Origin of the sequence: Streptosporangium sp. CA-115845, assembly GCF_050943795.1 — a bacterium.
Taxonomy (GTDB): Bacteria; Actinomycetota; Actinomycetes; order Streptosporangiales; family Streptosporangiaceae; genus Streptosporangium.
On the sequence record NZ_CP191988.1, the window covers coordinates 8,297,697 to 8,318,549 of the forward strand.

General features: G+C 69.9%; 20 protein-coding genes and 1 riboswitch. Of the genes, 13 read left to right on the forward strand and 7 right to left on the reverse strand.

Annotated features, from left to right (window positions below; translation table 11 throughout):
* The first annotated feature begins 55 nt into the window (after window positions 1-55).
* Window positions 56-1,750: a carboxylesterase/lipase family protein gene (locus ACQP0P_RS39645; protein ID WP_433365853.1), complete on the forward strand. Its 1,695-nt coding sequence runs from the start codon at window positions 56-58 to the stop codon at window positions 1,748-1,750.
* 81 nt (window positions 1,751-1,831) lie between these two features.
* Here ACQP0P_RS39645 and gltX read toward each other — a convergent pair whose 3' ends face one another.
* Entirely contained in the window at window positions 1,832-3,163 is a 1,332-nt protein-coding gene (gltX, locus tag ACQP0P_RS39650) for a glutamate--tRNA ligase (RefSeq protein WP_433382327.1), read from the reverse strand.
* Between the two features lie 28 nt (window positions 3,164-3,191).
* Window positions 3,192-3,968 (reverse strand): fumarylacetoacetate hydrolase family protein, encoded by a 777-nt coding sequence (locus tag ACQP0P_RS39655; RefSeq protein ID WP_433365856.1) that lies wholly within the window; start codon window positions 3,966-3,968, stop codon window positions 3,192-3,194.
* A 261-nt stretch (window positions 3,969-4,229) separates the two neighbouring features.
* Here ACQP0P_RS39655 and ACQP0P_RS39660 point away from each other — a divergent pair, with 261 nt between their 5' ends.
* The 7 genes from ACQP0P_RS39660 (at window position 4,230) to ACQP0P_RS39690 (ending at window position 7,834) form a co-directional block, all read left to right on the forward strand.
* A complete protein-coding gene (locus ACQP0P_RS39660; RefSeq protein ID WP_433365859.1) occupies window positions 4,230-4,730 on the forward strand; it encodes an Asp23/Gls24 family envelope stress response protein in 501 nt (166 codons plus the stop codon).
* Between the two features lie 53 nt (window positions 4,731-4,783).
* A complete protein-coding gene (locus ACQP0P_RS39665; RefSeq protein WP_433365862.1) occupies window positions 4,784-5,344 on the forward strand; it encodes a hypothetical protein in 561 nt (186 codons plus the stop codon).
* On the forward strand, window positions 5,341-5,529 hold the full coding sequence (locus ACQP0P_RS39670) for a hypothetical protein (RefSeq protein WP_399525317.1): 189 nt from the start codon (window positions 5,341-5,343) through the stop codon (window positions 5,527-5,529). Before ACQP0P_RS39665 ends, ACQP0P_RS39670 begins: the two co-directional genes overlap by 4 nt.
* Window positions 5,526-6,134 (forward strand): Asp23/Gls24 family envelope stress response protein, encoded by a 609-nt coding sequence (locus ACQP0P_RS39675; protein ID WP_433365866.1) that lies wholly within the window; start codon window positions 5,526-5,528, stop codon window positions 6,132-6,134. Before ACQP0P_RS39670 ends, ACQP0P_RS39675 begins: the two co-directional genes overlap by 4 nt.
* Window positions 6,131-6,826 carry a DUF6286 domain-containing protein gene (locus ACQP0P_RS39680; protein WP_433365869.1) on the forward strand — a complete coding sequence of 232 codons (696 nt, stop codon included), beginning with the start codon at window positions 6,131-6,133 and terminating at the stop codon, window positions 6,824-6,826. The genes ACQP0P_RS39675 and ACQP0P_RS39680 overlap by 4 nt, the downstream gene beginning before the upstream one ends.
* 5 nt (window positions 6,827-6,831) lie before the next feature.
* Window positions 6,832-7,419 carry an alkaline shock response membrane anchor protein AmaP gene (locus ACQP0P_RS39685; protein WP_433365872.1) on the forward strand — a complete coding sequence of 196 codons (588 nt, stop codon included), beginning with the start codon at window positions 6,832-6,834 and terminating at the stop codon, window positions 7,417-7,419.
* Window positions 7,420-7,516: 97 nt separating this feature from the next.
* Window positions 7,517-7,834 (forward strand): antibiotic biosynthesis monooxygenase family protein, encoded by a 318-nt coding sequence (locus tag ACQP0P_RS39690; protein ID WP_433382330.1) that lies wholly within the window; start codon window positions 7,517-7,519, stop codon window positions 7,832-7,834.
* A 123-nt stretch (window positions 7,835-7,957) separates the two neighbouring features.
* Here the strand turns inward: ACQP0P_RS39690 and ACQP0P_RS39695 are convergent, their stop codons facing one another.
* Window positions 7,958-8,554, reverse strand: a complete 597-nt coding sequence (locus ACQP0P_RS39695; protein WP_433365874.1) for an HD domain-containing protein — start codon at window positions 8,552-8,554, stop codon at window positions 7,958-7,960.
* 206 nt (window positions 8,555-8,760) lie between these two features.
* Here ACQP0P_RS39695 and ACQP0P_RS39700 point away from each other — a divergent pair, with 206 nt between their 5' ends.
* Window positions 8,761-10,440, forward strand: a complete 1,680-nt coding sequence (locus ACQP0P_RS39700) for a heparinase II/III family protein (protein ID WP_433365877.1) — start codon at window positions 8,761-8,763, stop codon at window positions 10,438-10,440.
* 170 nt (window positions 10,441-10,610) lie between these two features.
* Here ACQP0P_RS39700 and cimA read toward each other — a convergent pair whose 3' ends face one another.
* Window positions 10,611-12,185 (reverse strand): citramalate synthase, encoded by a 1,575-nt coding sequence (cimA, locus tag ACQP0P_RS39705; protein WP_433365879.1) that lies wholly within the window; start codon window positions 12,183-12,185, stop codon window positions 10,611-10,613.
* Between the two features lie 277 nt (window positions 12,186-12,462).
* Between cimA and ACQP0P_RS39710 the strand changes: the two genes are divergently transcribed.
* Window positions 12,463-13,116: an O-methyltransferase gene (locus ACQP0P_RS39710; RefSeq protein WP_433365882.1), complete on the forward strand. Its 654-nt coding sequence runs from the start codon at window positions 12,463-12,465 to the stop codon at window positions 13,114-13,116.
* A gap of 114 nt (window positions 13,117-13,230) precedes the next feature.
* On the forward strand, window positions 13,231-13,806 hold the full coding sequence (locus ACQP0P_RS39715) for a Uma2 family endonuclease (protein ID WP_433365885.1): 576 nt from the start codon (window positions 13,231-13,233) through the stop codon (window positions 13,804-13,806).
* 232 nt (window positions 13,807-14,038) lie between these two features.
* Here ACQP0P_RS39715 and ACQP0P_RS39720 read toward each other — a convergent pair whose 3' ends face one another.
* Complete coding sequence (locus ACQP0P_RS39720; protein WP_433365888.1) at window positions 14,039-15,133, reverse strand: branched-chain amino acid aminotransferase; 1,095 nt, start codon at window positions 15,131-15,133, stop codon at window positions 14,039-14,041.
* A 171-nt stretch (window positions 15,134-15,304) separates the two neighbouring features.
* Complete coding sequence (locus ACQP0P_RS39725; protein WP_433365891.1) at window positions 15,305-16,351, reverse strand: 3-isopropylmalate dehydrogenase; 1,047 nt, start codon at window positions 16,349-16,351, stop codon at window positions 15,305-15,307.
* A gap of 141 nt (window positions 16,352-16,492) precedes the next feature.
* Window positions 16,493-16,724, forward strand: a riboswitch (cyclic di-AMP (ydaO/yuaA leader).
* Here ACQP0P_RS39725 and ACQP0P_RS39730 point away from each other — a divergent pair.
* Window positions 16,712-17,308: a C40 family peptidase gene (locus ACQP0P_RS39730; protein ID WP_433365894.1), complete on the forward strand. Its 597-nt coding sequence runs from the start codon at window positions 16,712-16,714 to the stop codon at window positions 17,306-17,308. It overlaps the preceding riboswitch by 13 nt.
* 803 nt (window positions 17,309-18,111) lie before the next feature.
* Here ACQP0P_RS39730 and serA read toward each other — a convergent pair.
* Complete coding sequence (gene serA, locus ACQP0P_RS39735; RefSeq protein WP_433365897.1) at window positions 18,112-19,701, reverse strand: phosphoglycerate dehydrogenase; 1,590 nt, start codon at window positions 19,699-19,701, stop codon at window positions 18,112-18,114.
* A 231-nt stretch (window positions 19,702-19,932) separates the two neighbouring features.
* Here serA and ACQP0P_RS39740 point away from each other — a divergent pair, with 231 nt between their 5' ends.
* On the forward strand, window positions 19,933-20,787 hold the full coding sequence (locus ACQP0P_RS39740; RefSeq protein WP_433365900.1) for a hypothetical protein: 855 nt from the start codon (window positions 19,933-19,935) through the stop codon (window positions 20,785-20,787).
* Window positions 20,788-20,853: the final 66 nt, after the last annotated feature.

Consider the following 20,853-nt stretch of genomic DNA (forward strand, 5'->3'; position numbering starts at 1 on the left):
GGATGGGGACCCGGCCCCAATGCGCTCCACCCGGCCCTCAAACACGATGGAGGCCATGAAACGACCATGGAACAAGGCGAGCGCCGTGCTCGTCGCCGCCCTGGCCTGCGCCCTGCCGCTGATGACGGCGGCCCCGGCGGCCGCGGGCGGCGGGGACACGACGGCACGTATCGGCACCGTGCCGCCGGGGGCCACGACCCCGGCCGCCACGGCCGCCACGGACGGCGCGGGCGCGACGGTACGTACCGACTCCGGTTGGGTGAGGGGCAGGGCCGGTAAGGATCACCTGCTCTTCCAGGGCATCCCGTACGCCGCGCCACCTGTCGGGGAGTTACGCTGGCGGCCGCCGCGGGCCGTCACCCCGTGGCAGGGGGTGCGCGACGCCACCGCGCCGGGCAGCCGGTGCGCGCAGACCGCCGACATCTGGGGCCTGCCGGGGAGCGAGGCGGAAGACTGTCTCTACCTCAACGTGACCGCTCCGGCGGGCAAGAAGCGGCCCAGGCCGGTCATGGTGTGGCTGCACGGCGGAAGCCTCACGAAGGGGGCCGGCAGCGACTACGACGCCCGCAGGCTGGCGGTACGGGGCGATGTCGTGGTGGTGACGGTCAACTACCGGCTGGGCGTCTTCGGGTTCTTCGGGTATCCCGGGCTGGAGAACGCGGGAGCGTTCGGGATCGAGGACCAGCAGGCGGCTCTGCGCTGGGTGCGGCGCAACGCGGCGGCGTTCGGCGGCGACCCGCGCAACGTCACCCTGTTCGGCGAGTCCGCGGGGTCGCACTCGGTGTGCGCGCAGCTCGCCTCCCCCTCCGCGGCGGGTCTGTTCCACCGGGCGATCGCCCAGAGCACCCCGTGCTGGGCCGGGACCTTCGAGGGCACCCCGCTGCGGCCGGTCATGGACATCCCCCTCTGGGTGCCCCGGGCCGCCCACGACGGCTACGGACAGGTCCTGGCCACCGCGCTGGGGTGCGCGGACCCGGAGACCGCGCTCACCTGCCTGCGGGACAAGCCGGTGGCCGACCTGCTGGCCCAGCAGCCGCTCCCGTTGCCCGCGTACGGTAACGCGGTGCTGCCCGAGGATCCCTCGAAGGTGTTCGAGGAGGGCCGCTTCCACCGCGTGCCCATCCTGACGGGCATCACCAGGGACGAGGGCACGCTGTTCACGTCGCTGCTGTTCCCGCCGATGACGGCCGAGGAGTACGAGTCCGCGGTCAACGAGAAGTTCGGCGCCGCGGGACCGGACGTGCTGGCCGAGTATCCGCCGGACGCCCACGGCGGCTCACCCCTTCAGGCGGTGGCGGCCGTCATGAGCGACCTGGACTGGGCCTGGCCGGCGCGCGACACGGACCTGCTGTTCGCCCGGTACGTGCCGACCTTCTCCTACGAGTTCACCGACCGGACGGCGCCCCAGCTCTTCCCGCTGCCCAGCGAGGTCAGACCGCTCGCCTCGCACGGGTCTGAGCTGTCGTTCCTGTTCGACATCGGCTGGCAGTCCGCCCCGCTCACCCCCGAGCAGTGGCGGCTCGGCGACACGATGATCGACTACTGGTCCAGGTTCGCCGCCGTCGGCGACCCGAACCGGCCGGGCCTGCCCATCTGGAGGCAGGTGCGTCCCACCGACGGCACGCCGTACGTGCAGGGGCTGGCCCCGGGGCGAGGCGGTGTCGCGCCGTTCGACCGGGCCGCGGCTCACCGTCTCGCCTTCTGGGACGAGCTTGCCGGACCGGGGGCGGGGCCCGGCTCCCCGTCCTGACACGCACCGACGGCCCGTCCCCGGGCGGAGACCCGGGGACGGGCCGTCGGGCTGAAACCTCGCCGCGGTCCGGGTGAAGGGTCAGGCCTGAAGCCTCGCGAGAGCGGCGCGGAGACGCTCGATGGAGCGCTCGCGGCCGAGGACCTCGATCGACTCGAACAGCGGCAGGCCGACGGTGCGGCCGGTGACGGCCACCCGGACCGGCGCCTGGGCCTTGCCGAGCTTGAGGCCGTAGGAGGCGCCGACCTCCTCCAGCGCCGTCTTGAGCGACTCGGGGTCCATCTCGACCTTCTCAAGCCGGTCGAGGTAGCCGGTGAGGATCTCCACGGCGGAGCTCTTCATGGCCTTGTCCCACGACGCCTGGTCGAAGACGGGCTCGTCCAGGAAGAGGAAGTCCACGTTCGCGGTGATCTCGGACAGGACCGCGATACGGGTCTGGGCGAGCTCGGCGACCTTGGCGAAGGTCTCGCGGTCCCAGCTTGGGTCCAGCCACGGCTCGCAGCGGATGATGAACTCCGCCAGGGGCAGTGCCCTGATGTACTCGCCGTTGAACGCGCGGAGTTTCTTCTCGTCGAAGAACGCCGGGGAGGGGTTGACGTCCTCCAGCCTGAACAGCGGCACCATCTCCGACCAGGGCATGATCTCCCGGTCGTCGCCGGGGCCCCAGCCGAGCAGCATCAGGTAGTTGACCATCGCCTCGGCCAGGTAGCCCTCCTCGCGGTAGGACTCCAGGGCGACCTTGTCCCGGCGCTTGGACAGCTTCTGGCGCTTCTCGTTGACGATGACCGGCACGTGCGCCCAGGTGGGCGGGGCGACGCCGAGCGCCTCCCAGAGCAGCTGCTGCTTGGGGGTGTTGGACAGGTGCTCCTCGGCGCGGACCACGTGGCTGATCCGCATCTCGACGTCGTCGACGACGTTGGCCAGCACGAAGAGCGGGGAGCCGTCGCCGCGCGCGATGACGAAGTCCTCCATCGCGTTGTTGGGGAACTCGACGGTGCCGCGGACCAGGTCGGAGATCACGGTGACGCCCTCGTCGGGGGTACGGAAGCGGACCGCGCCCTCGGTCAGACCTCGGTCGCGGCAGAAGCCGTCGTAGCCCTGGTGCTCGGACCCGGTGCGGGCCTTGACCTCGTCGCGGGTGCACGTGCAGTGGTAGGCCCGGCCCTCGGCCAGCAGCCTGGCCGCGGCCTCGCGGTGCTGCTTCTCGTACGAGGACTGGAAGTAGGGTCCCTCGAAGGCCGGGGCGCCGTCGTTGATCCCGATCCAGGCGAGCGCCGAGATGATGCCCTCGGTCCATTCCGGCCGGTTGCGCGCGGCGTCGGTGTCCTCGATGCGGAGCACGAACCTTCCGCCGGACCTCTCGGCCAGGGCCCAGTTGAACAGCGCGGAGCGAGCGCCGCCGACATGGAACATGCCGGTCGGCGAGGGGGCGAAACGAACCCTAATCACGGGAGACCACCCGGTTGCTGAGAGTGCCGATTCCTTCGATGAAGACGCTGACCTCGTCGCCGACGCTGAGCGGGCCGACCCCTTCCGGCGTCCCGGTGAGGATGACGTCGCCGGGGATCAGGGTCATGACCGCGCTCACGTGGGCGATCAGCGCGGGGATGTCGTACATGAGCTTGGAGGTGCGCGAGCTCTGCTTGACCTCGCCGTTCACGGACGTGACGATGCCGACGTCGCCCGGGTCGAGCTCGGTCTGGATCCACGGGCCGAGCGGGCAGAACGTGTCGAAGCCCTTGGCCCGGGTGAACTGGACGTCCTTCTTCTGCAGATCCCGCGCCGTGACGTCGTTGGCGCAGGTGTAGCCGAAGATGACCTCGTGGGCCCGTTCTCGGGGCACCTCCCGGCAGAGCCTGCCGATCACCACCGCCAGCTCCCCCTCGTAGTCGACCCGCTGGGAGAGGGTCGTCGGGTAGGCGATGGCCTCACCCGAGCCGATCACCGAGGTCGACGGCTTGAGGAAGACCAGTGGCTCGTCGGGGACCTCACCGCCCATCTCGTGGGCGTGGTCGGCGTAGTTCTTGCCGATCGCGACGACCTTGCTGGGCAGCATGGGCGCGACCAGCTTGACCTGGGAGAGCGAGTGACGCTCACCGGTGAACTGGATCGGCCCGAACGGATGACCGGAGATCGCGGAGATGAACTCCTCCCCTGGGCCACCCTCGACCACCCCGAACCCGACACCGTCTCCTGTGGAGAACCTCGCTATACGCACACGACAAGGCTAGTCGGGCTCCGGGTCTCGGCTGACCGCGCCCGCGTCTCCGGGAGGTTCGTGCCCCCGCCCCTCCGGCCTCCTCCATCACATCACCGAGCCATCTGGGCTATATGCACCTAAAAATACCCATAAAACCTATTTTCCCGATACGACCACGATTGAGTTAAAAATAAGTATGTCCTGATTGCTGTTCATGTGGGGGGTATGACCGTTTCTGTCAGCATCGGGGAGCCAGAAGGTCTTCCCTCGGGGGAAGGAATGGACGTGACTGAAGCCAGCACGGTGAACAGGCCCAAGGGTGACGAGGTATCCGTGCCCCGGGCGCGCACCGACAGTCCCGGATCCCAGGGTGGCCTGGTCACTCCCAAGGGAACCACCACCATCGAGAGCGGCGTCGTAGCGAAGATCGCGGGCCTGGCGGCCAGGGAGATTCCCGGCGTGCACAACATGGGCGCGAGCACCGCGCGAGCCCTGGGCGCGGTACGCGGCATGGTCGGCGTCGACCAGAACATCACCCAGGGGGTCTCCGTCGAGGTGGGCGAGCGTCAGGCCGCCGCCGACCTCGAAGTGGTCGTCGAGTACGGCATGGCCATTCCCGACCTGGCCGCCGCCGTACGCCGCAACGTGATCACGGCGATCGAGCGCATGTGCGGGCTCGAGGTCACCGAGGTCAACATCAAGGTCTCCGACGTCCACATGCCCGGCCAGGACAAGGACTCCTCGGAGGAGTCGTCCGAGCCGGGGCCGCGCGTCCAGTGAGCGATCCGGTGCGCGGGCCTGAGGACCCGGCCCGCGAGGAGAGGACGCGTCCGGTGACGGCGGGATCCGGCCGCCGGACGGCCGCGCCCGCGAACAACCCGGGTGACCCGGCCCACCGGCCGCCCACCCCGGCGCACGGACCGGAGCATCCGACCCCGGCGACCGCCATGCCCGCGCACAAGCCGGAGCACCCGGTCCACCCGCCCGCCACTCAGGCCCCGGCGGGGGCCGTACCCGCCCAGCGACCACGGGCCCCGGCTCGCACGACGGCCTCCACACCGGGCGAGACGGCGGGTCCGCCTCGGGAGGAACCGGCCGCGGCCGCTGAGCGGGAACCGGCCGGCCGGGAGGCGGGTCTCGCGCACGGGATAGCCGACGCCGTACGGCGCTGCCCCGATGTCGTCGACCTGTCGGGCGGCCCGTTCGGGACGGTGGCGACCTACCTGCCCGGCGAGAGGGTGCCCGGCGTCGCGCTGCATGAGGACGGGATCGAGATCTCGGTGGTCGTCAGGCTGGGGCGCCCGCTGCCGGAGATCGCCGACGAGGTACGTGCGGCGGTCGCCCCGCTGGCGGATGACCTGCCGGTGAATGTCCATATCGGAGGTTTGACATGAACAAGTTCCCAGTGTGGTCTGTGCTCGGCACGATCGTCGGCGTTCTGCTGGGCTTCGCCGGAGCCTTCGGCGGCTTCTGGGCATTCCTGCTGGTGCTCGTGCTCGGCGCCGTCGGATTCCTCCTCGGCCACTTCGCGGAGGTCGGCGAGGTCAACCTGTCCCGGATCTCGGCGAGACGGCGATGAGTACCCCCGTCGAGCACCACGCCGCCTCCTCGGGAGCGGCCGCGCCCCCGGGTGACCTCCCCGCCGGCCGGACGGGCTCCGCCCTGGCCGAGACCGGGCGGTCCGCGCCGCCCGCCGTACCCGCCCAGCCGTCACAGCAGGCCGTACCGGCCGAACTACGCGGCAGAACCGACATATCCAACCGGGTGGTGTCGCGCATCGCGGCCGGTGCGGCCAGGGAGGTGGCACGGGTGCGGAAGGTCGGCGAGCGGGGGCCGCTGTCCTTCCGCGGAGGCACCCGCGCCGCCGTCGACGGCACGCTCGCGACGCTCCAGCTGGACGTGACCATGGAGTATCCGGCCCCGATCCGCGAGGTGGCCGACGAGGTCCGGCGCCACGTCGCCGAACGGGTCATGACGCTGACCGGCATGGACGTCGGCTACATCGACATCGACGTCACCAACGTGATCCGCGCTCCGGAGAGCCCGCCCGAGACCTCCTACGAGGTCTCGCGGGAGACCTCGGATGAGACCTCGCCGGCCGAGGGCGGGAACCGGCCCGACTTCCGGACACCGGACGCGACGACCCACGGGACCGACGTCCCGTCGCGGGAGGAAGGGCAATGACCTCCCAGACTCCCGGCCCGGCCGAGCCCTTCTCCGAGCATGTCTCCGAGACGGGGCCGACCGAGGAGATTCCGGCCGCACCCGGCGCGGCGTTCGTGGAGCCGTCCGCGCCGCGGGCACCCGGCGAGGTGGCGAGGAACGCCTCCGCGGACCGCGCGGCGGTCAGGGCCTTCCGCCCGCGCCGGGTGGTCCCCGCCGTCATCACCGCCGTGGTGATGACGGCGATCGGCGTCCTGGTGGCGTTGGAGGTCATCTCCGCCCTGGCCGGCCACCCGCTGCGCCTGCTGCCCTATGACCGGATGCTCGCCTGGGCGTCGTCGACGCCGTGGAACGACCGGCAGGTGATGGCGGGCGCGGGCCTGGTCGGCCTGCTGGGCCTGCTGCTGGTGCTGTTCGCGCTCATCCCGGGGCGGCCCACGCTGATCCCGGTGCGGACGGGCGACAAGGACCTGGTCATCGGCATGCAGCGCCGGGGCTTCACCCGGTCGCTGGCCCACACGGCCGAGCGGGTGCGGGGGGTGGAGCAGGCCAAGGTACGGCTGGTGGGAAAGACCGTGCGCGTGAACGCCCGCAGCGGCGTCCGGGACACCACCGGACTGGCCGACGCCGTACGGGAGGCGGTGACCATGCGGATCGCCGCGCTCTCCCCCGTCTGGAACCATCCCGTCCACGTGCACCTGCGAGGGAAGTGAGCGCCATGGACGACAAGACCGCCCGGGGCAACCGGCTGGGGCTGCTGCTCGTGGGACTGGCGCTGATGGCCCTGAGCGCCCTGGCGATGGCGCGCGGCGCGGGGGCGTTCTCCCCGGCCGTGGCGCCCGCCCACGGACCGCTCGTGGACGCCCAGACGCGTGCGGCGTTCGCCCGCTACGACCCGTGGCTGTGGTGGGTGGTCGCCGCGGCGGCGATCGTGCTCGCGCTGTTCGGCCTGCGCTGGCTGCTGGTCCAGGGACGCCGCCGGAGGCTGAGCGGCATCCGCCTGGACGGCGGTCCCGCCGGGATCACCGAGGTGGACGCGCACAGCGTGACCGACGCGGCGGCCGCCGAGGCGGGCTCGCATCCCTCGATCATCGGCGCCACCGCCGCGATGGTCGGCACGAGCGAGCACCCCGCCGTACGGATGCGGGTGGCGGTCGCCGAGGACGCGCCGATGAGCGCGGTCCGCGAGCAGCTGAGCGGGGTGGTCATCCCGCACATACGCCAGACCCTGGAGACCGAGCGCATACCCGCGGTCGCCCGGGTGAGCCTGGGGGACGCGCCGCACCCCCGCAGGACCGTCACCTGACGAAGCGCCGATCATAGGGTGATCAGGGAAACCAACGCTTCGAGGAGACGATGTGCCTTCGGTCGTGAAGATAAACGTGCTGACAGTGTCCGCGGAGATGCGCGAGGAGCTGGAGCGCCGCTTCTCGGGACGGGCGGGAGTGGTCGAGTCCGCGGACGGGTTCGAGTGGTTCGAACTGCTCCGCCCGGTGGACGGCACCGACCGCTACCTGGTCTACACCCGCTGGCGTTCCGATGAGGACTTCAAGCGCTGGACCGAGAGCCAGGCCTTCCAGCGGGGCCACGCCCAGGCCGCCGCCGAGGCCGGTCAGGGCCAGGGTCACGGGCACGGGCACGGGCAGGGCCCGGCGGCCTCCGGGGCCGAGCTGTGGTCGTTTGAAGTCGTACAGAGCACCGGGCCCGCGCCTGGAGCCTGATCGCTCGCCGAGGGCGCCCGACCGGCTCCGGCCGGGTTCCGAGACGATCGGACGATCCCGTCCGAGTCCGCACCGAGCGGGTAGGCCCCGCTCCCCTCGCTTCCGGGAGCGGGGCCTACCCGCTCAGCGGTCCAGGGGGTTGGCGGCGATCTGCTCGGCGATCCCCGAGCGGACGAACCGCCCGGCCAGGCTGTCCGGCTTGCGCGCGGCCTGGTCCGCGAAGCACCCGGCGAACTCCGGGCCGATCCCCAGCCTGGGGTAACGTTCAAGCACCTCGGCCCGGAGCCCGGCGGGGAAGTCCTCCGACCGCCGCCCGGAGATGTCCAGACCGGTGGACAGTTCGAGCAGGTGCCCCTCGGGATCCCACCCGGGGTCCACGCCGTCCCACATGTGGCGTACCACGATCTCCGACGCGCGCACGCGGCGCTCGACGGGCCATCCGGCCCCGGCGGCGAAGACCCATGCGACGTGGCCTCCCGCCTCCTCGAACGGCACGGTGTGGCTGTCGAACTCCTTGACCAGGCCGATGTCGTGCATCATCGACGCGACGTAGAGCAGCTCGGCGTCGAAGGCGATGTCGTTCATCGCACCGTAGGCCGCCGCCCACAGGTAGGCGCGCACGGAGTGGTTGAGCAGGGCGGGCGAGCAGTAGGCGGTCGCCACCTCCAGCGCGCCGCGGGCGGCCGGTGTGTCGGGGATCACGATGTCTGCGAGTCTCATGTCGCCCAGCCTGCCGAAACGCGGTTACGCCCGCGAGTGGCCGCGGGGACATCGACCGGCAGGATCAGGCCACCCGCGCCGGGAAACCTGGGAAACCCGCATCTAGTTGCTAACGATGTCCCGGAAGCACCCATCCCGACTTGACCGATTTGGTGGGATTCGGACAGCATGATCCATTCCCCTCGCTCGGCCCGGAAGGAACTGGCGTGCGCCGCCGCACACAAGCACTCGCTCTCTCCCTTGTCCTCCTGACGACCTGCGGCGCCACGGCCGGTACCGCGGAGGCGCGGGAGGTAAAACGCACCGCTGAGTGCCAGGGTGACTGGTTGCCCGCCACGCCGACGGCGGCGGACATCATGAACGGCGAGGTCGCCTTCCTCGACCTGGCCCCGGTGAAGATCGGCAAGAACGTCGACTGGCGCACCGACCCCTACCGGAACCGCTCCTGGAGCATGGTCTTCCACTCGCTGCGCTGGATGGGCCGCCTCGTCGCCGACTACGAGACGAACGGCAACGAGGCGTACCTGGCGCGGGCCGTCGAGATCGCCAAGGACTGGGTGGCCGACAACCCCCGCGGCGGCGCGGGGGCCAGCCCGTACGCCTGGCAGGAGCACCCGATCGCGCTGCGCGCCCCCGCGCTGGTCTGCCTCAGCAAGCACGTCAACGAGTCGTGGCTCTCCCGCAGCCTGGCCGAGCACGCCAAGATGCTGTCGGACCCGAAGCTGTATGAGAAGGGTCACAACCACGGCATCGACCAGGACATCGCACTGCTCGGCATCGGCTGCCGCTATGGCCGGGATCAGTGGTCCAGCCTCGCGATCAGGCGGCTCACCGAGACCGTGAAGCTCGACGTCGACTCCCAGGGCGCGCTGCGCGAGCAGGCCCCCCGCTACGCGATCTACGTCTACGAGCGGCTGAAGGTCGCGATGGACAACATCACGTCGTGCGGGCGGAAGGTGCCCGCCGACATCTCACGCCGCTGGGAGTCGATGGAGGACTTCATCTCCCACTCCACCCAGCCCGACGGGTTCATGGTCCCGATCGGCGACGGCGGCGCGGACGTGCGGCCTGTCGGCTACTCCCACCCGAAGAAGACGGTGCGGGTGTTCGGTAACGGCTACGTCTACGGGCGCACCGCCTGGGACAAGCCCGAGTCGGCGTTCTACTCCATCCGCTTCGGACCCGGCATGAAGTACCACGGCCATGAGGACCACCTGGGCGTGACCTACTACGCCCAGGGCCGCGACGTCCTGGTCGACGTCGGCTTCGACTCGTACGAGAACAGCGGCTACCGGCACTGGACGATGTCGGCCGAGGCGCACAACACCTCGATCGTGTCCGGGGCCAGGTTCCGCGGCAAGACCGCCACCAGCCTGAGCAGATCCTCGATCGGGTCCGAGCGGCAGAGCTACCGGCTGACCGACAGGGCCTACGGCGTGCCCAGGACCCGCTCGGTGCTCGTCAACCACGAGCGGGACCTGATGGCCGTGCTGGACACGGTCCCCAAGGGCTCCTCGGTCCGCAACATCTGGCACTTCTCCCGCGAACTGTCCACCGTCTCGAACAGCGGCGGCCAGGTCGTGGTGAAGGACAAGGCGGGCTGGAAGGCGACGCTCGTGCAGGTCTCGATGCCCTCCTGCAAGCCGGTCGGCGGGCTCAAGGTGATCCGCGGCCAGAAGAACCCCTACCAGGGCTGGGTCTCCTCCGCCTACCTGCAGAGGCACCCCGCGCCCGCGGTCGTCGCCCCCGCCTCGGGCAACTCGGTGCTGACCGTGCTGGTGCCCGGCACCGGCACGCCGTCGCTCTCCTGCGCAGGGGGCAAGGTCAGTGTGGAGACCTCCGAGGGCCCGGTGAGCTTCCGCGTCGGCGGCGCCGACCTCTCCTGACGGCCTCGCCCCCGGCAGGACCGACCCGGCCGGGGGCGCTCTGGGCCGCTCGCGCCCGCCGGGTCAGGGGGGCGGCCCTGCCGGGCGACCCCCGAACCTGCCCCTGCCGGTTCCCGAGCCGCCCGGCCACGCCCTCCGGAGCGTTTCCGTGCGCGCCCTCGGGGGTCGTCTCAGCCGGTGTGGCCGGCGCGCAGCAGGCCGTAGGTGACGGCCTGCTCCAGCGCCTGCCAGGACGCCTCGATGATGTTCTCGTCGACACCGACGGTGGACCACTCCCCGGCCGCGTCGCTGGAGGTGATCAGCACGCGCGTGACGGCGTCGGTGCCGTGCGTGCCCTCCAGGATGCGCACCTTGAAGTCGATCAGTTCGACCCCCGCCAGCTCGGGATAGAGCCGCTCAAGTCCCTGCCGTACGGCCCGGTCGAGGGCGTTGACCGGACCGTTGCCCTCGCCGGTGGCGACGATCCGCTCGCCCTTGGCGTGCAGCTTCACGGTGGCCTCGCTGACCAGCTCGCCACCGCGGGTCCGCTCGACGATCACTCGCCAGGACTCGACCTGGAAGTGACGCCTGCGCTCGCCCGCGACGGTGTCGCGGAGCAGCAGCTCGAAGGAGGCGTCGGCGGCCTCGAAGGTGTAGCCCTTCGACTCCATCTCCTTGACCCGCGTCACCAGCTCCCGCGAGGTGTCGGGGGCCAGCTCGTAGCCCAGCTCGCGGCCCTTGAGCTCGACCGAGGCGCGCCCGGCCATGTCGGAGACGAGCATGCGCATGTCGTTGCCGACCTCGGCGGGGTCGATGTGCTGGTAGAGGTTGGGATCGACCTTGATCGCGCTGGCGTGCAGCCCGGCCTTGTGCGCGAAGGCGGAGACCCCGACGTAGGGGGCATGGGAGTTGGGGGTGACGTTGGTGACCTCGGTGATCGCATGGGCGATCCTGGTCATGTCGGCCAGCGCCTCCCTCGGCACCAGATCGAATCCCCGCTTGAGCTGCAGGTTGGCCACGACCGTGAACAGGTTGGCGTTGCCCGAGCGCTCCCCGTAACCGTTGGCGCAGCCCTGCACGTGGGTCGCGCCCGCCTTCACCGCGGCCAGGGAGTTGGCGACCGCGCAGCCGGTGTCGTCGTGGCAGTGGATGCCGATCCTGGCGGACGTGCCGACGGCGGCCTGCACGACCTCGGCCAGCTCGTCGGGGAGCATGCCCCCGTTGGTGTCGCAGAGCGCGATGACCGAGGCTCCCGCCTCGGCGGCGGTGCGCAGCACCTCCAGCGCGTACGCCGGGTTGGACTTGTAGCCGTCGAAGAAGTGCTCGGCGTCGAGGAAGACCCGCTGTCCCTCCGCGCGCAGGTGGGAGACCGTGTCGCGGATCATCGCGAGGTTCTCCTCCAGGGTCGTGCGGAGGGCCAGCTCCACGTGCCGGTCGTGACTCTTGGCGACAAGGGTCACGACCGGCGCGCCGGATTCGCGCAGCGCGGCCACCAACGGGTCGTCGGCTGCCTTCACACCTGCCCGGCGGGTCGCGCCGAACGCGGCGAGCTGCGCGTGCTTCAGGTCGAGCTCTGTTTGAGCTCGCCTGAAGAACTCTGTGTCCTTGGGATTGGCCCCCGGCCAGCCACCCTCGATGAAACCGACGCCCAGGCCGTCCAGGTGGCGCGCGATGGCCAGCTTGTCGGCCACCGTGAGGTTGAGCCCCTCCTGCTGGGCTCCGTCACGGAGGGTCGTGTCGTACACGTGGAAGCGGTCGTCGGCCATGTCGTTCTCCTTCGCGGTTCGATGATTCGCCGCGCGCTCATTCGGCTCCGAGAAACAAAAAGACCCCTCACGGACGTGAGAGGTCTGCGCGCTGGCGGTGTCCCTTTTCAGCCAGCGCGCCTGCCGATAATGAGCAGACCGTAGAACATGATGCTTTGGAGTCTGCCACACGCTGACAGCATCTGACACATCGATCTTAGGATTTGAGACCGGCGACCCGCCGACACGGCTCGGGTTCACCCTCCGCGACCACCTCGTACCGACCAGAATGAGGCCCATGAAGGCGACCTACCTCGACCCCGCCGTGGGGCAGTATCTGCTCGCGCACACCACCCTGCCCGACGACGTCCTCGACGCGCTCGCCGTCGAGACCCGCGAGCTGACCGGCGACAGCGCGGGAATGCAGATCTCCCCCGACCAGGGGCGGTTCCTCACCATGATCGCCCAGATCGGCGGCGCCGGGAACGCGGTGGAGGTGGGCACCTTCACCGGCTACTCCTCCATCTGCCTCGCCCGCGGGCTCGCCCCCGGCGGCCGGCTCACCTGCTTCGACGTGAGCGAGGAGTGGACGGCGGTGGCCCGGAGATACTGGGAGAAGACGCGGGTCTCCGACCGCATCGAGCTGAGGATCGGCCCGGCGGCCGAGCGGCTGCGCGAGCTCCCCGACCATCCCGGGGTGGATCTGGCGTTCATCGACGCCGACAAGGTCAACTACCCCGTCTACTACGAGATCCTGATGTCGCGACTGGTCTCCGGCGGGGTGATCCTCGTCGACAACACGCTGTGGAGCGGCCACGTCGCCGACCCCGGCAGGGACGACGAGACGGTCAGGCACATCCGCGAGTTCAACGACATGGTCAGCGCCGACGGGCGGGTCACCTCGATCATGCTCCCCATCGCCGACGGCCTCACCATGATTCGAAAGCACTGACGAGAACTTTTCCGAATCCGGGACGGGCGCAAACCTTTTCGATTACTTTAAGTGATGTGCAGAACACGTTGCGCCCACCCGCACGGAGGGAAGGATGACCCTGTGGGACTACTCATGGAAAGATCGATCGCCTACCAGATCACCGATCAGAGCGAGCTCGAGCAACTCTACCTGGAGCTCGTCGAGCGGTTCGAGAAGCATCGAATCGAAATCATCAATGGCCGGATCGTGGTGAGGGAGATGCCCACGATCGCTCACGCCGACGTCGTTTACCAGCTCATGGCCCAGCTCATACCGTTCTCCATGGAGAAAGGATGGCGCGTCTACCCGGAAGCCAAGCTACTCCTTCAGGTGCAGGCGGACCGCTTCGAACCCGACCTCATCGTCGTTCCCCCGAACCCTCGCCTCTGGGATCCCAGCCATGTGTACGCGAACGCCACGCTGCTGGTCGCAGAGGTCGTCTCCCCGAGCAGCGTTCACGATGACCATGTGGTCAAGCCGCGGGCCTGCGCACTCGCGGGAGTCCCGCTCTACCTGGTGATCGACACCTTCGCGAACCGTTTCAGGCTGCTCAGCCGACCGGGCCCGGAGGGTTACGCCGACGAGATCACCGAGTCGATCGGCAAGCCTCTTGAGTTGCCCGCGCCGTGGAACCTCACGGTCGACACCGGCAAGCTGATCGAAGGATAGACCCGCTCACGGAGGAGGCCCTGCCAGGCGGAGACCCGGCCTCCTCCGGCTGCCACCGAGGTAACCGACCGTAGACGTGTTGGCCAGGTCTCCTCGCGCCCCTTGGCGGCACCTGTCGCCGCGCTGCCCCACTTCGCGCATGTGGGGCATCATCCCGGGTCAGATGCCGCGTAAGAGCCAACACCGTAGGTAACCGCCCCGGGTCAATCGGGGCCGCACGCGAAACGCGGGGCTAGCAGATCTTGTGGACCCAGTTGTGCGGGTCCGGGCGGGAACCGTACTGGATGCCCACGAGTTCCTCACGGATCCGCCCGGTGACCGGCCCCTGGGTGCCGTCGCCGATCGTCCAGGCGCGGTCGGCGCCCTTGACCGAGCCGACCGGGGTGACGACCGCGGCGGTGCCGCAGGCGAAGACCTCGGTGAGCTCGCCCGACTCGCAGCCCCGCTGCCACTCCTCGATCGACAGCCGCCCCTCCTCCGCCCGCAGGCCGAGGTCGCCGGCCAGGGCGAGGATCGAGTCGCGGGTGATGCCCGGCAGCAGCGTACCGGTGAGCGCCGGGGTCAGCAGGCGGTCGCCGTAGACGAAGAACAGGTTCATCCCGCCCATCTCCTCGACGTAGCGGTGCTCGCCCGCGTCCAGCCAGACCACCTGGTCACAGCCCTGCTCGACGGCCTGGCGCTGGGCCACGAAGGCCGCCGCGTAGTTGCCGCCGCACTTGGCGAAGCCGGTGCCGCCGGGGGCCGCGCGGGTGTACTCGGTGGAGAGCCAGACGCTGACCGCCCGCCCGCCGCCGAAGTAGGCCGCCGCCGGAGAGGCGATCACCATGTACTTGTAGGTCCTGGAGGGGTAGTTGACCCCGAGCGCAGGCTGCGTGGCGATCATGAAAGGGCGCAGGTAGAGGCTGTGTCCGGGCGTGGTCGGCACCCACTCGCGGTCGGTCTGGACGAGCAGTTCCAGCGACTCGACGAACGTCTCCTCGGGCAACTCGGGCATGGCCATCCGCAGCGCGGAGGTGTTGAAGCGGGCGGCGTTGGCCTCCGGGCGGAACGTCACGATCGCGCCGTTCTGCTGGCGGTACGCCTTCATGCCCTCGAAGAGCTCCTGCGCGTAGTGGAAGACCGCGGTCGCGGGGTCGAGGCTGAGCGGGCCGTACGGCATGAGCCGGGCGTCGCGCCAGCCCTCGCCCTCGGTGTAGTCGATCGAGATCATGTGATCGGTGAAGACCTGGCCGAACCCCGGAGCCACCATTACCTGCTCGCGCTCGGCCGCGGTGCGAGCGTGGTCGGAGAGCTGCACGTCGAAGCTGAGCTTCTGAGCGGTGGTCATGACGCGGATCCTTATCTTGATGTCTGGCTTACCCTCGGGTCCATTCTGCGTTGGACCGGGTAACGGGAAACTACTGCATCCATGCCGAAAACCGGCAGTGCGCGGGAAACAAAACGCGCCCGGCGGCTCGTAGGAGCCGCCAGGCGCGTCAGGATCGAGGGGGCGGCTTCCTCAGCCGGCTACTCGTGCGGTGATGTCGTCACCGATCTCCTGGGTGGTCCGGCCGGCCCAGCCGGCCAGCCGCTCAAGCAGGTCGTCGGCGACGGCCTGCTCGACCCGGGCCGCCTCGCCGGCCAGCCCCAGGTGGTCCAGGAGCATGGCGACCGACAGGATGGTGGCGGTCGGGTCGGCCTTGCCCTGGCCCGCGATGTCGGGGGCGCTGCCGTGGACCGGCTCGAACATGCTCGGCGCGGTGCGGTCGGGGTTGACGTTGCCGCTGGCCGCCAGGCCGATGCCACCGGCGATCGCCGCGCCGATGTCGGTGAGGATGTCACCGAAGAGGTTGTCGGTGACGATCACGTCGAAGCGCTCCGGCTGGCTGACGAAGAACATCGAGGCCGCGTCGACGTGGCAGTAGTCGGTCTGAACCTCGGGGTACTCCACGCTGACCCGGTCGAACGTACGGGCCCAGAGGTCACCGGCGTAGGTGAGCACGTTGGTCTTGTGGACCAGCGTCAGCTTCTTGCGGGGGCGGGTCACCGCCTTCTCGAAGGCGTAGCGCACCACACGCTCGACACCGTAGGCGGTGTTCAGCGACTCCTGGGTGGCGATCTCGTGCGGCGTGCCGCGGCGCATGGCGCCTCCGGCACCGGCGTAGGGGCCCTCGGTGCCCTCCCGGATGACGATCATGTCGATGTCCTCGGGGCGGGCCTTGCCCAGCGGCGTCTCGACGCCGGGGAAGAGCTTGACCGGGCGGAGGTTCACATAGTGGTCGAGCTGGAAGCGGAGCTTGAGCAGCAGGTCGCGCTCCAGGATGCCCGGGGGCACGCTGGGGTCGCCGACCGCGCCGAGCAGGATCGCGTCGTATCCGCGTAGCTCGTCGAGCAGCGGGTCGGGCAGGGTCTCGCCGGTCTCGCGGTAGCGCTTGGCCCCGAGGTCGTACGTGGTGGTCTCCACCTTGGTGCCGACCGCTTCGAGGACCTTCAGACCCTCGGTGACGACCTCGGCTCCGATCCCGTCCCCGGGGATGACCGCCAGGCGAATGTTACGCGAATCCATGCAGGCACCTTACCTGTCCGTCTCGGTGATCGAACACCGGTCTCACTCTTCGGACGTGTCCGCGCGTCCGCCCATGTGATCACTTTGTCCTTTTTTGCTCCCTATTGACCGTTTCGTGAGGTTTCGTTATCGTCCTCCCCATTCACATTGATGCCTAATCCGTACGGACCATCCCCTTACCGGCCCGTACGGAGCCGGGGAACCACTTTTTCCGGAATCCACCGGGCCCCCCGGGAACCTCGCTCCGCCCCGGAGCGCGCTCCCGGCCGCCATCACGGGATTCCTTGGGGCGAATCGGCGTGCTCTCGCGCCGTAGGGCGGCCTCCACGCCCGAGCCCGACAGCTCACCCGGCCGGCCTTATGGAAGGAATCATCCTGTCCGGCAAGATGTACTCCCGTGTCCTGTCCATCCTCGTCTCAGGCGCCGCGGTGTTCGCGGCCTCGGCCATGGCGCCGACGGCGGCACTGGCCGCCTCCCCTCTCCCCTCCCCCGAAGCTCCCCCGCTCGGCACCGTCAGGCTGAAGGCCGCACTGAAGAGCGCGACCCCCAGGCCCGCCTGGCAGAAGGCCGTGAAGTGGGCGATGTCCAAGCGCGGCACGCCCTACGTCTGGGGTGGCACCGGCAACGGCGGTTTCGACTGCTCAGGCCTGATGCTCCGCGCCTACGGCGCCGCCGGGATCAAGCTGCCCCGCGTCACCAACGACCAGTACGCCGCCTTCTCCAAGAAGATCGCCTGGAAGGACCTCAAGGCCGGTGACCTGGCCTTCTTCAGCGGCCTCGGCCATGTCGGCATGATCACCAGACCCGGTTACATGGTCCACGCCCCGCGGAGCGGCGACGTGGTCAAGGAGGAGAAGCTCAGCGCCTGGCGCCGGTCCTCCTTCGTCGGCGCGGTGCGCCCCGATCCGCAGGGGGTCAAGCTGACCGAGCAGATCGAGATCGCGACCGGCGGATGAGACACGCCGGCTGATCGGCCGCGGGAACCCCGCCGGCACCGGGAACGGGTTCAGCGGATGGGAGAACCACCGTTGTCCCGGCGGTCCAGGGCGGTCTGGAGCGCCTCGGCGGCCTCGTCCTTGACCTCTTCCGCGTGGTTCCAGGGATACATGTCGTACATGGCGAATCTCGTCTCGGTCGCATGCGAGCAGGGGCAGTGGTCGAGACTCCGATCAGGGCTCCGACCAGGCCTGGTGTCACGGGTCCGGATCACGGACCGGCGATCTGGGGCGTGGCGCCGGAGAATTGCCGGCCCACCCCTGTCAGGCCCCGTCGCGGCAGGCTTGGACCTGGCGCACTTCATCTCAGGCTACCTGGCGGCCGGAACGCCGTCTCGCCCGGCGTACACACTTCTCACATACCGAGACGAAAGGTGGCCGCCGCCCCACGGTGCGGGGCGGCGGCCACCTCGGTGGATCCTTTGCCTACCGGGCCTAGGAGGCTGGTGTTAAACGGCCGCTTAGCGATCATGGTGGAGCGTCACACCCACAGAGCGTCCGTTCCGGAGGCAGATTCGGCCTCCAAGTGGAGTGTGTGCTCCCGATCCTCACCGTTTTTGACGGCTTGGTGGAGGGACCAAGATTACTTCGCGCGAAAAACACCAGCCTCCTAGGCCCTGTCCCTTGGATCTTTTGCCCACTACGGCCAGGCGGCGCCTCGCCGCGTTGTCGTCGGTCACCGCAGCACGGCTGCGGCTCCCTCCTCCGCCTTGCGAGACACCGCCTGGCCGATCCTCGCCACGGCAAGATCCGCGGGACAGGGCCTAGTCGGCCAGGTCGACCGAGCGGCCGCTGTCGGCGCCGATCTCCGCGCCGATCTGGTCGATCACGTCGGCCGGGATGGCGGTGTCGACGGTGAGCGCGATGAGGGCCTTGCCGCCCTTGACGTCCCGGGCCACCTGCATCGAGGCGATGTTGATCGAGTGGTCGCCGAGGATGCGGCCGACCACGCCGACGACGCCGGGGCGGTCGGTGTAGGTGAAGAACGACAGGTGGTCGGTCGGCTCGATCTCCATCTGGTAGCCGTTGACCTCGACGATCTTCGTGACCTGCCGGGGACCCGACAGGGTGCCGGAGACCGAGACCGCGCGGCCGTCGGCGAGGACGCCGCGGACCGTCACGACGTTGCGCCAGTCGGGGCTCTCGGCGCTGGTGACCAGCTCGACCGAGACGCCACGGTCCTTGGCCAGCAGCGGGGCGTTGACGTAGGTGACGGAGTCCTCGACCACGTCCGTGAAGACCCCCTTGAGCGCGGCCAGCTCCAGCACGCGGACGTCGTGGGCGGCGATCTCGCCGCGCACCTCGACGTCCAGCTTGGTGGCGACCTCGCCCGCGAGAGCCGTGAACACCCGGCCGAGCTTCTCGGCCAGCGGCAGACCCGGCTTGACGTCCTCGGCGACGGCGCCGCCCTGGACGTTGACCGCGTCGGGCACGAACTCCCCGGCCAGGGCGAGCTTCACGCTACGCGCCACCTGGGTGCCGGCCTTCTCCTGGGCCTCGTGGGTGGAGGCGCCCAGGTGCGGGGTGACGACCACCTGGTCGAGCTCGAAGAGCGGGCTGTCGGTGACCGGCTCCTTCGGGAACACGTCGATGCCGGCCCCGGCGACGCGGCCCTCCTTGATCGCGGAGTAGAGGGCGTTCTCGTCGATGATGCCGCCGCGGGCGACGTTGACGAGGCGGACGTTCGGCTTGACCGCGTGCAGTTCCCGGTCGCCGATGAGGCCGATGGTCTCCTTGGACTTGGGCAGGTGCACCGTGATGAAGTCGGCCTCGCGCAGGGCCTCCTCCAGCGTGACCAGGCGGACGCCCATCTGCGCGGCGCGGGCCGGCTGCAGGTAGGGGTCGTAGGCGATCAGCTCGACGCCGAACGGCTGGAGGCGCTGCGCGACCAGCTGGCCGATCTTGCCGAGACCGAGGATGGCGACGACCTTCTCGTCGAGCTCCACGCCGGTGTACTTCGAGCGCTTCCACTCGCCGCCCTTGAGCGCGGAGTGCGCCTGGGCGACGTTGCGGGCGGAGGCGAGGATCAGCGCGACGGTGTGCTCGGCGGCGCTGGTGATGTTGGAGGTCGGCGCGTTGACGACCATGACGCCTGCCTTGGTGGCGGCCTCCACGTCGACGTTGTCCAGACCGACACCGGCGCGGGCGACGACGCGGAGCTTGGGCGCGTGGGCGATCGCCTCGGCGTCGACCTGCGTGGCGCTGCGCACGATGAGCGCGTCCACGTCGGCGAGCGCGGGCAGGAACTGGGCACGGTCGGCGCCGTCGGCGTGGCGGACTTCGAAGTCCGCGCCCAGGACCGCGAGACCGGCCTCGGAAAGTTCCTCGGCGACCAGTACGACGGGCTTGTTCACAGGCTGGATCCTTACTAGGCGGTGAGGGTGCACGGACCTCACGTAGTCTATCGGCGCTTGTGAACGTATTCACGAGTGTCCCGAGATGCGAGACGCGACCGCCTCCATGATCCAGTACGCCGGTACCCGCCCCTGACACATCCCATGCGCCAAAATTCAAGTTGGTCTTGATCCTAAGAAAACTTCGCGATTACCCTGATAAGCCGTGGGTCACTACCTATCGTTCCTCATATGAGCATCGGGAACCCCGCTCTCGGCAACGTACTCGCGCAGCACGGCGAGCCGCACCGGCTGCTGGCGGCGCTTGCCGAATGGGGACTCCTGGTCGCCGTGCGACCTGACCGATCCGTCGTGCTCGGCACGACGCAGGCCGGTGAGCGTGTCCTGCTCGGGTACACCTCGGCGGACACCTACGCGCGGCACCGTGGCGGCCACTCGCTGTCGGCGTGCGACGCCGACACGGTCCTCGACATCCAGCGGGTCACCGGCGTGCGGGAGATAGTGATCGACGCGGCGGGCCCCGCGGCCGCGGCCGTGCCGATCGAGGATCTCCAGCGCTACCTGCTCTCGAAGCGCAGCGGCTCCGCGTCCGTGCTGTCGAGTGCGACGCCGACGGCGTACGCGACCGGGGCGATGGCCACGGTCTCGCGTCCCGCGCCGGTGCGCCCGCAGCGAACGCCGGTGCCCGCCGCGCCCGCCCAGCCGTGGATCCCCGCGCCCCGGCCCCATCTGTCGGGGCCGATGCAGATGGTGGATCCCGGCTACCGGCGGTGCGAACACCCGATCCTGCCCGCGCTGCGCGCCGCGATCTCGCACCTGCTCGTCGACTACCCGCTCGTCCATCACGTGTGGATCTCCCAGGCCAGCACCTCCTCCGGCGCCCCGGGAATCATGCTGCACGTGAAGGTGCACATGTCGGCGGCCGAGGACGTGGTCAGGGACATCCATCGCGGGGTGCGCGCCCGGTTGCCACAGCTCGCCGCGAGCGAGGCGCCGATCCTGATGGCCAGGGTCGCCGACGCCCGCAGCGAGCAGCGGATGGTCGAGTTGGGCGCGCACGTGGTCTGCGCCGACGTCACCGACTGATGCCGGGGCCGCGAGACGCGCGGTCTCCTTCCGGTCCTGCGGGACCGGAAGGAGACCGCCGCGGGC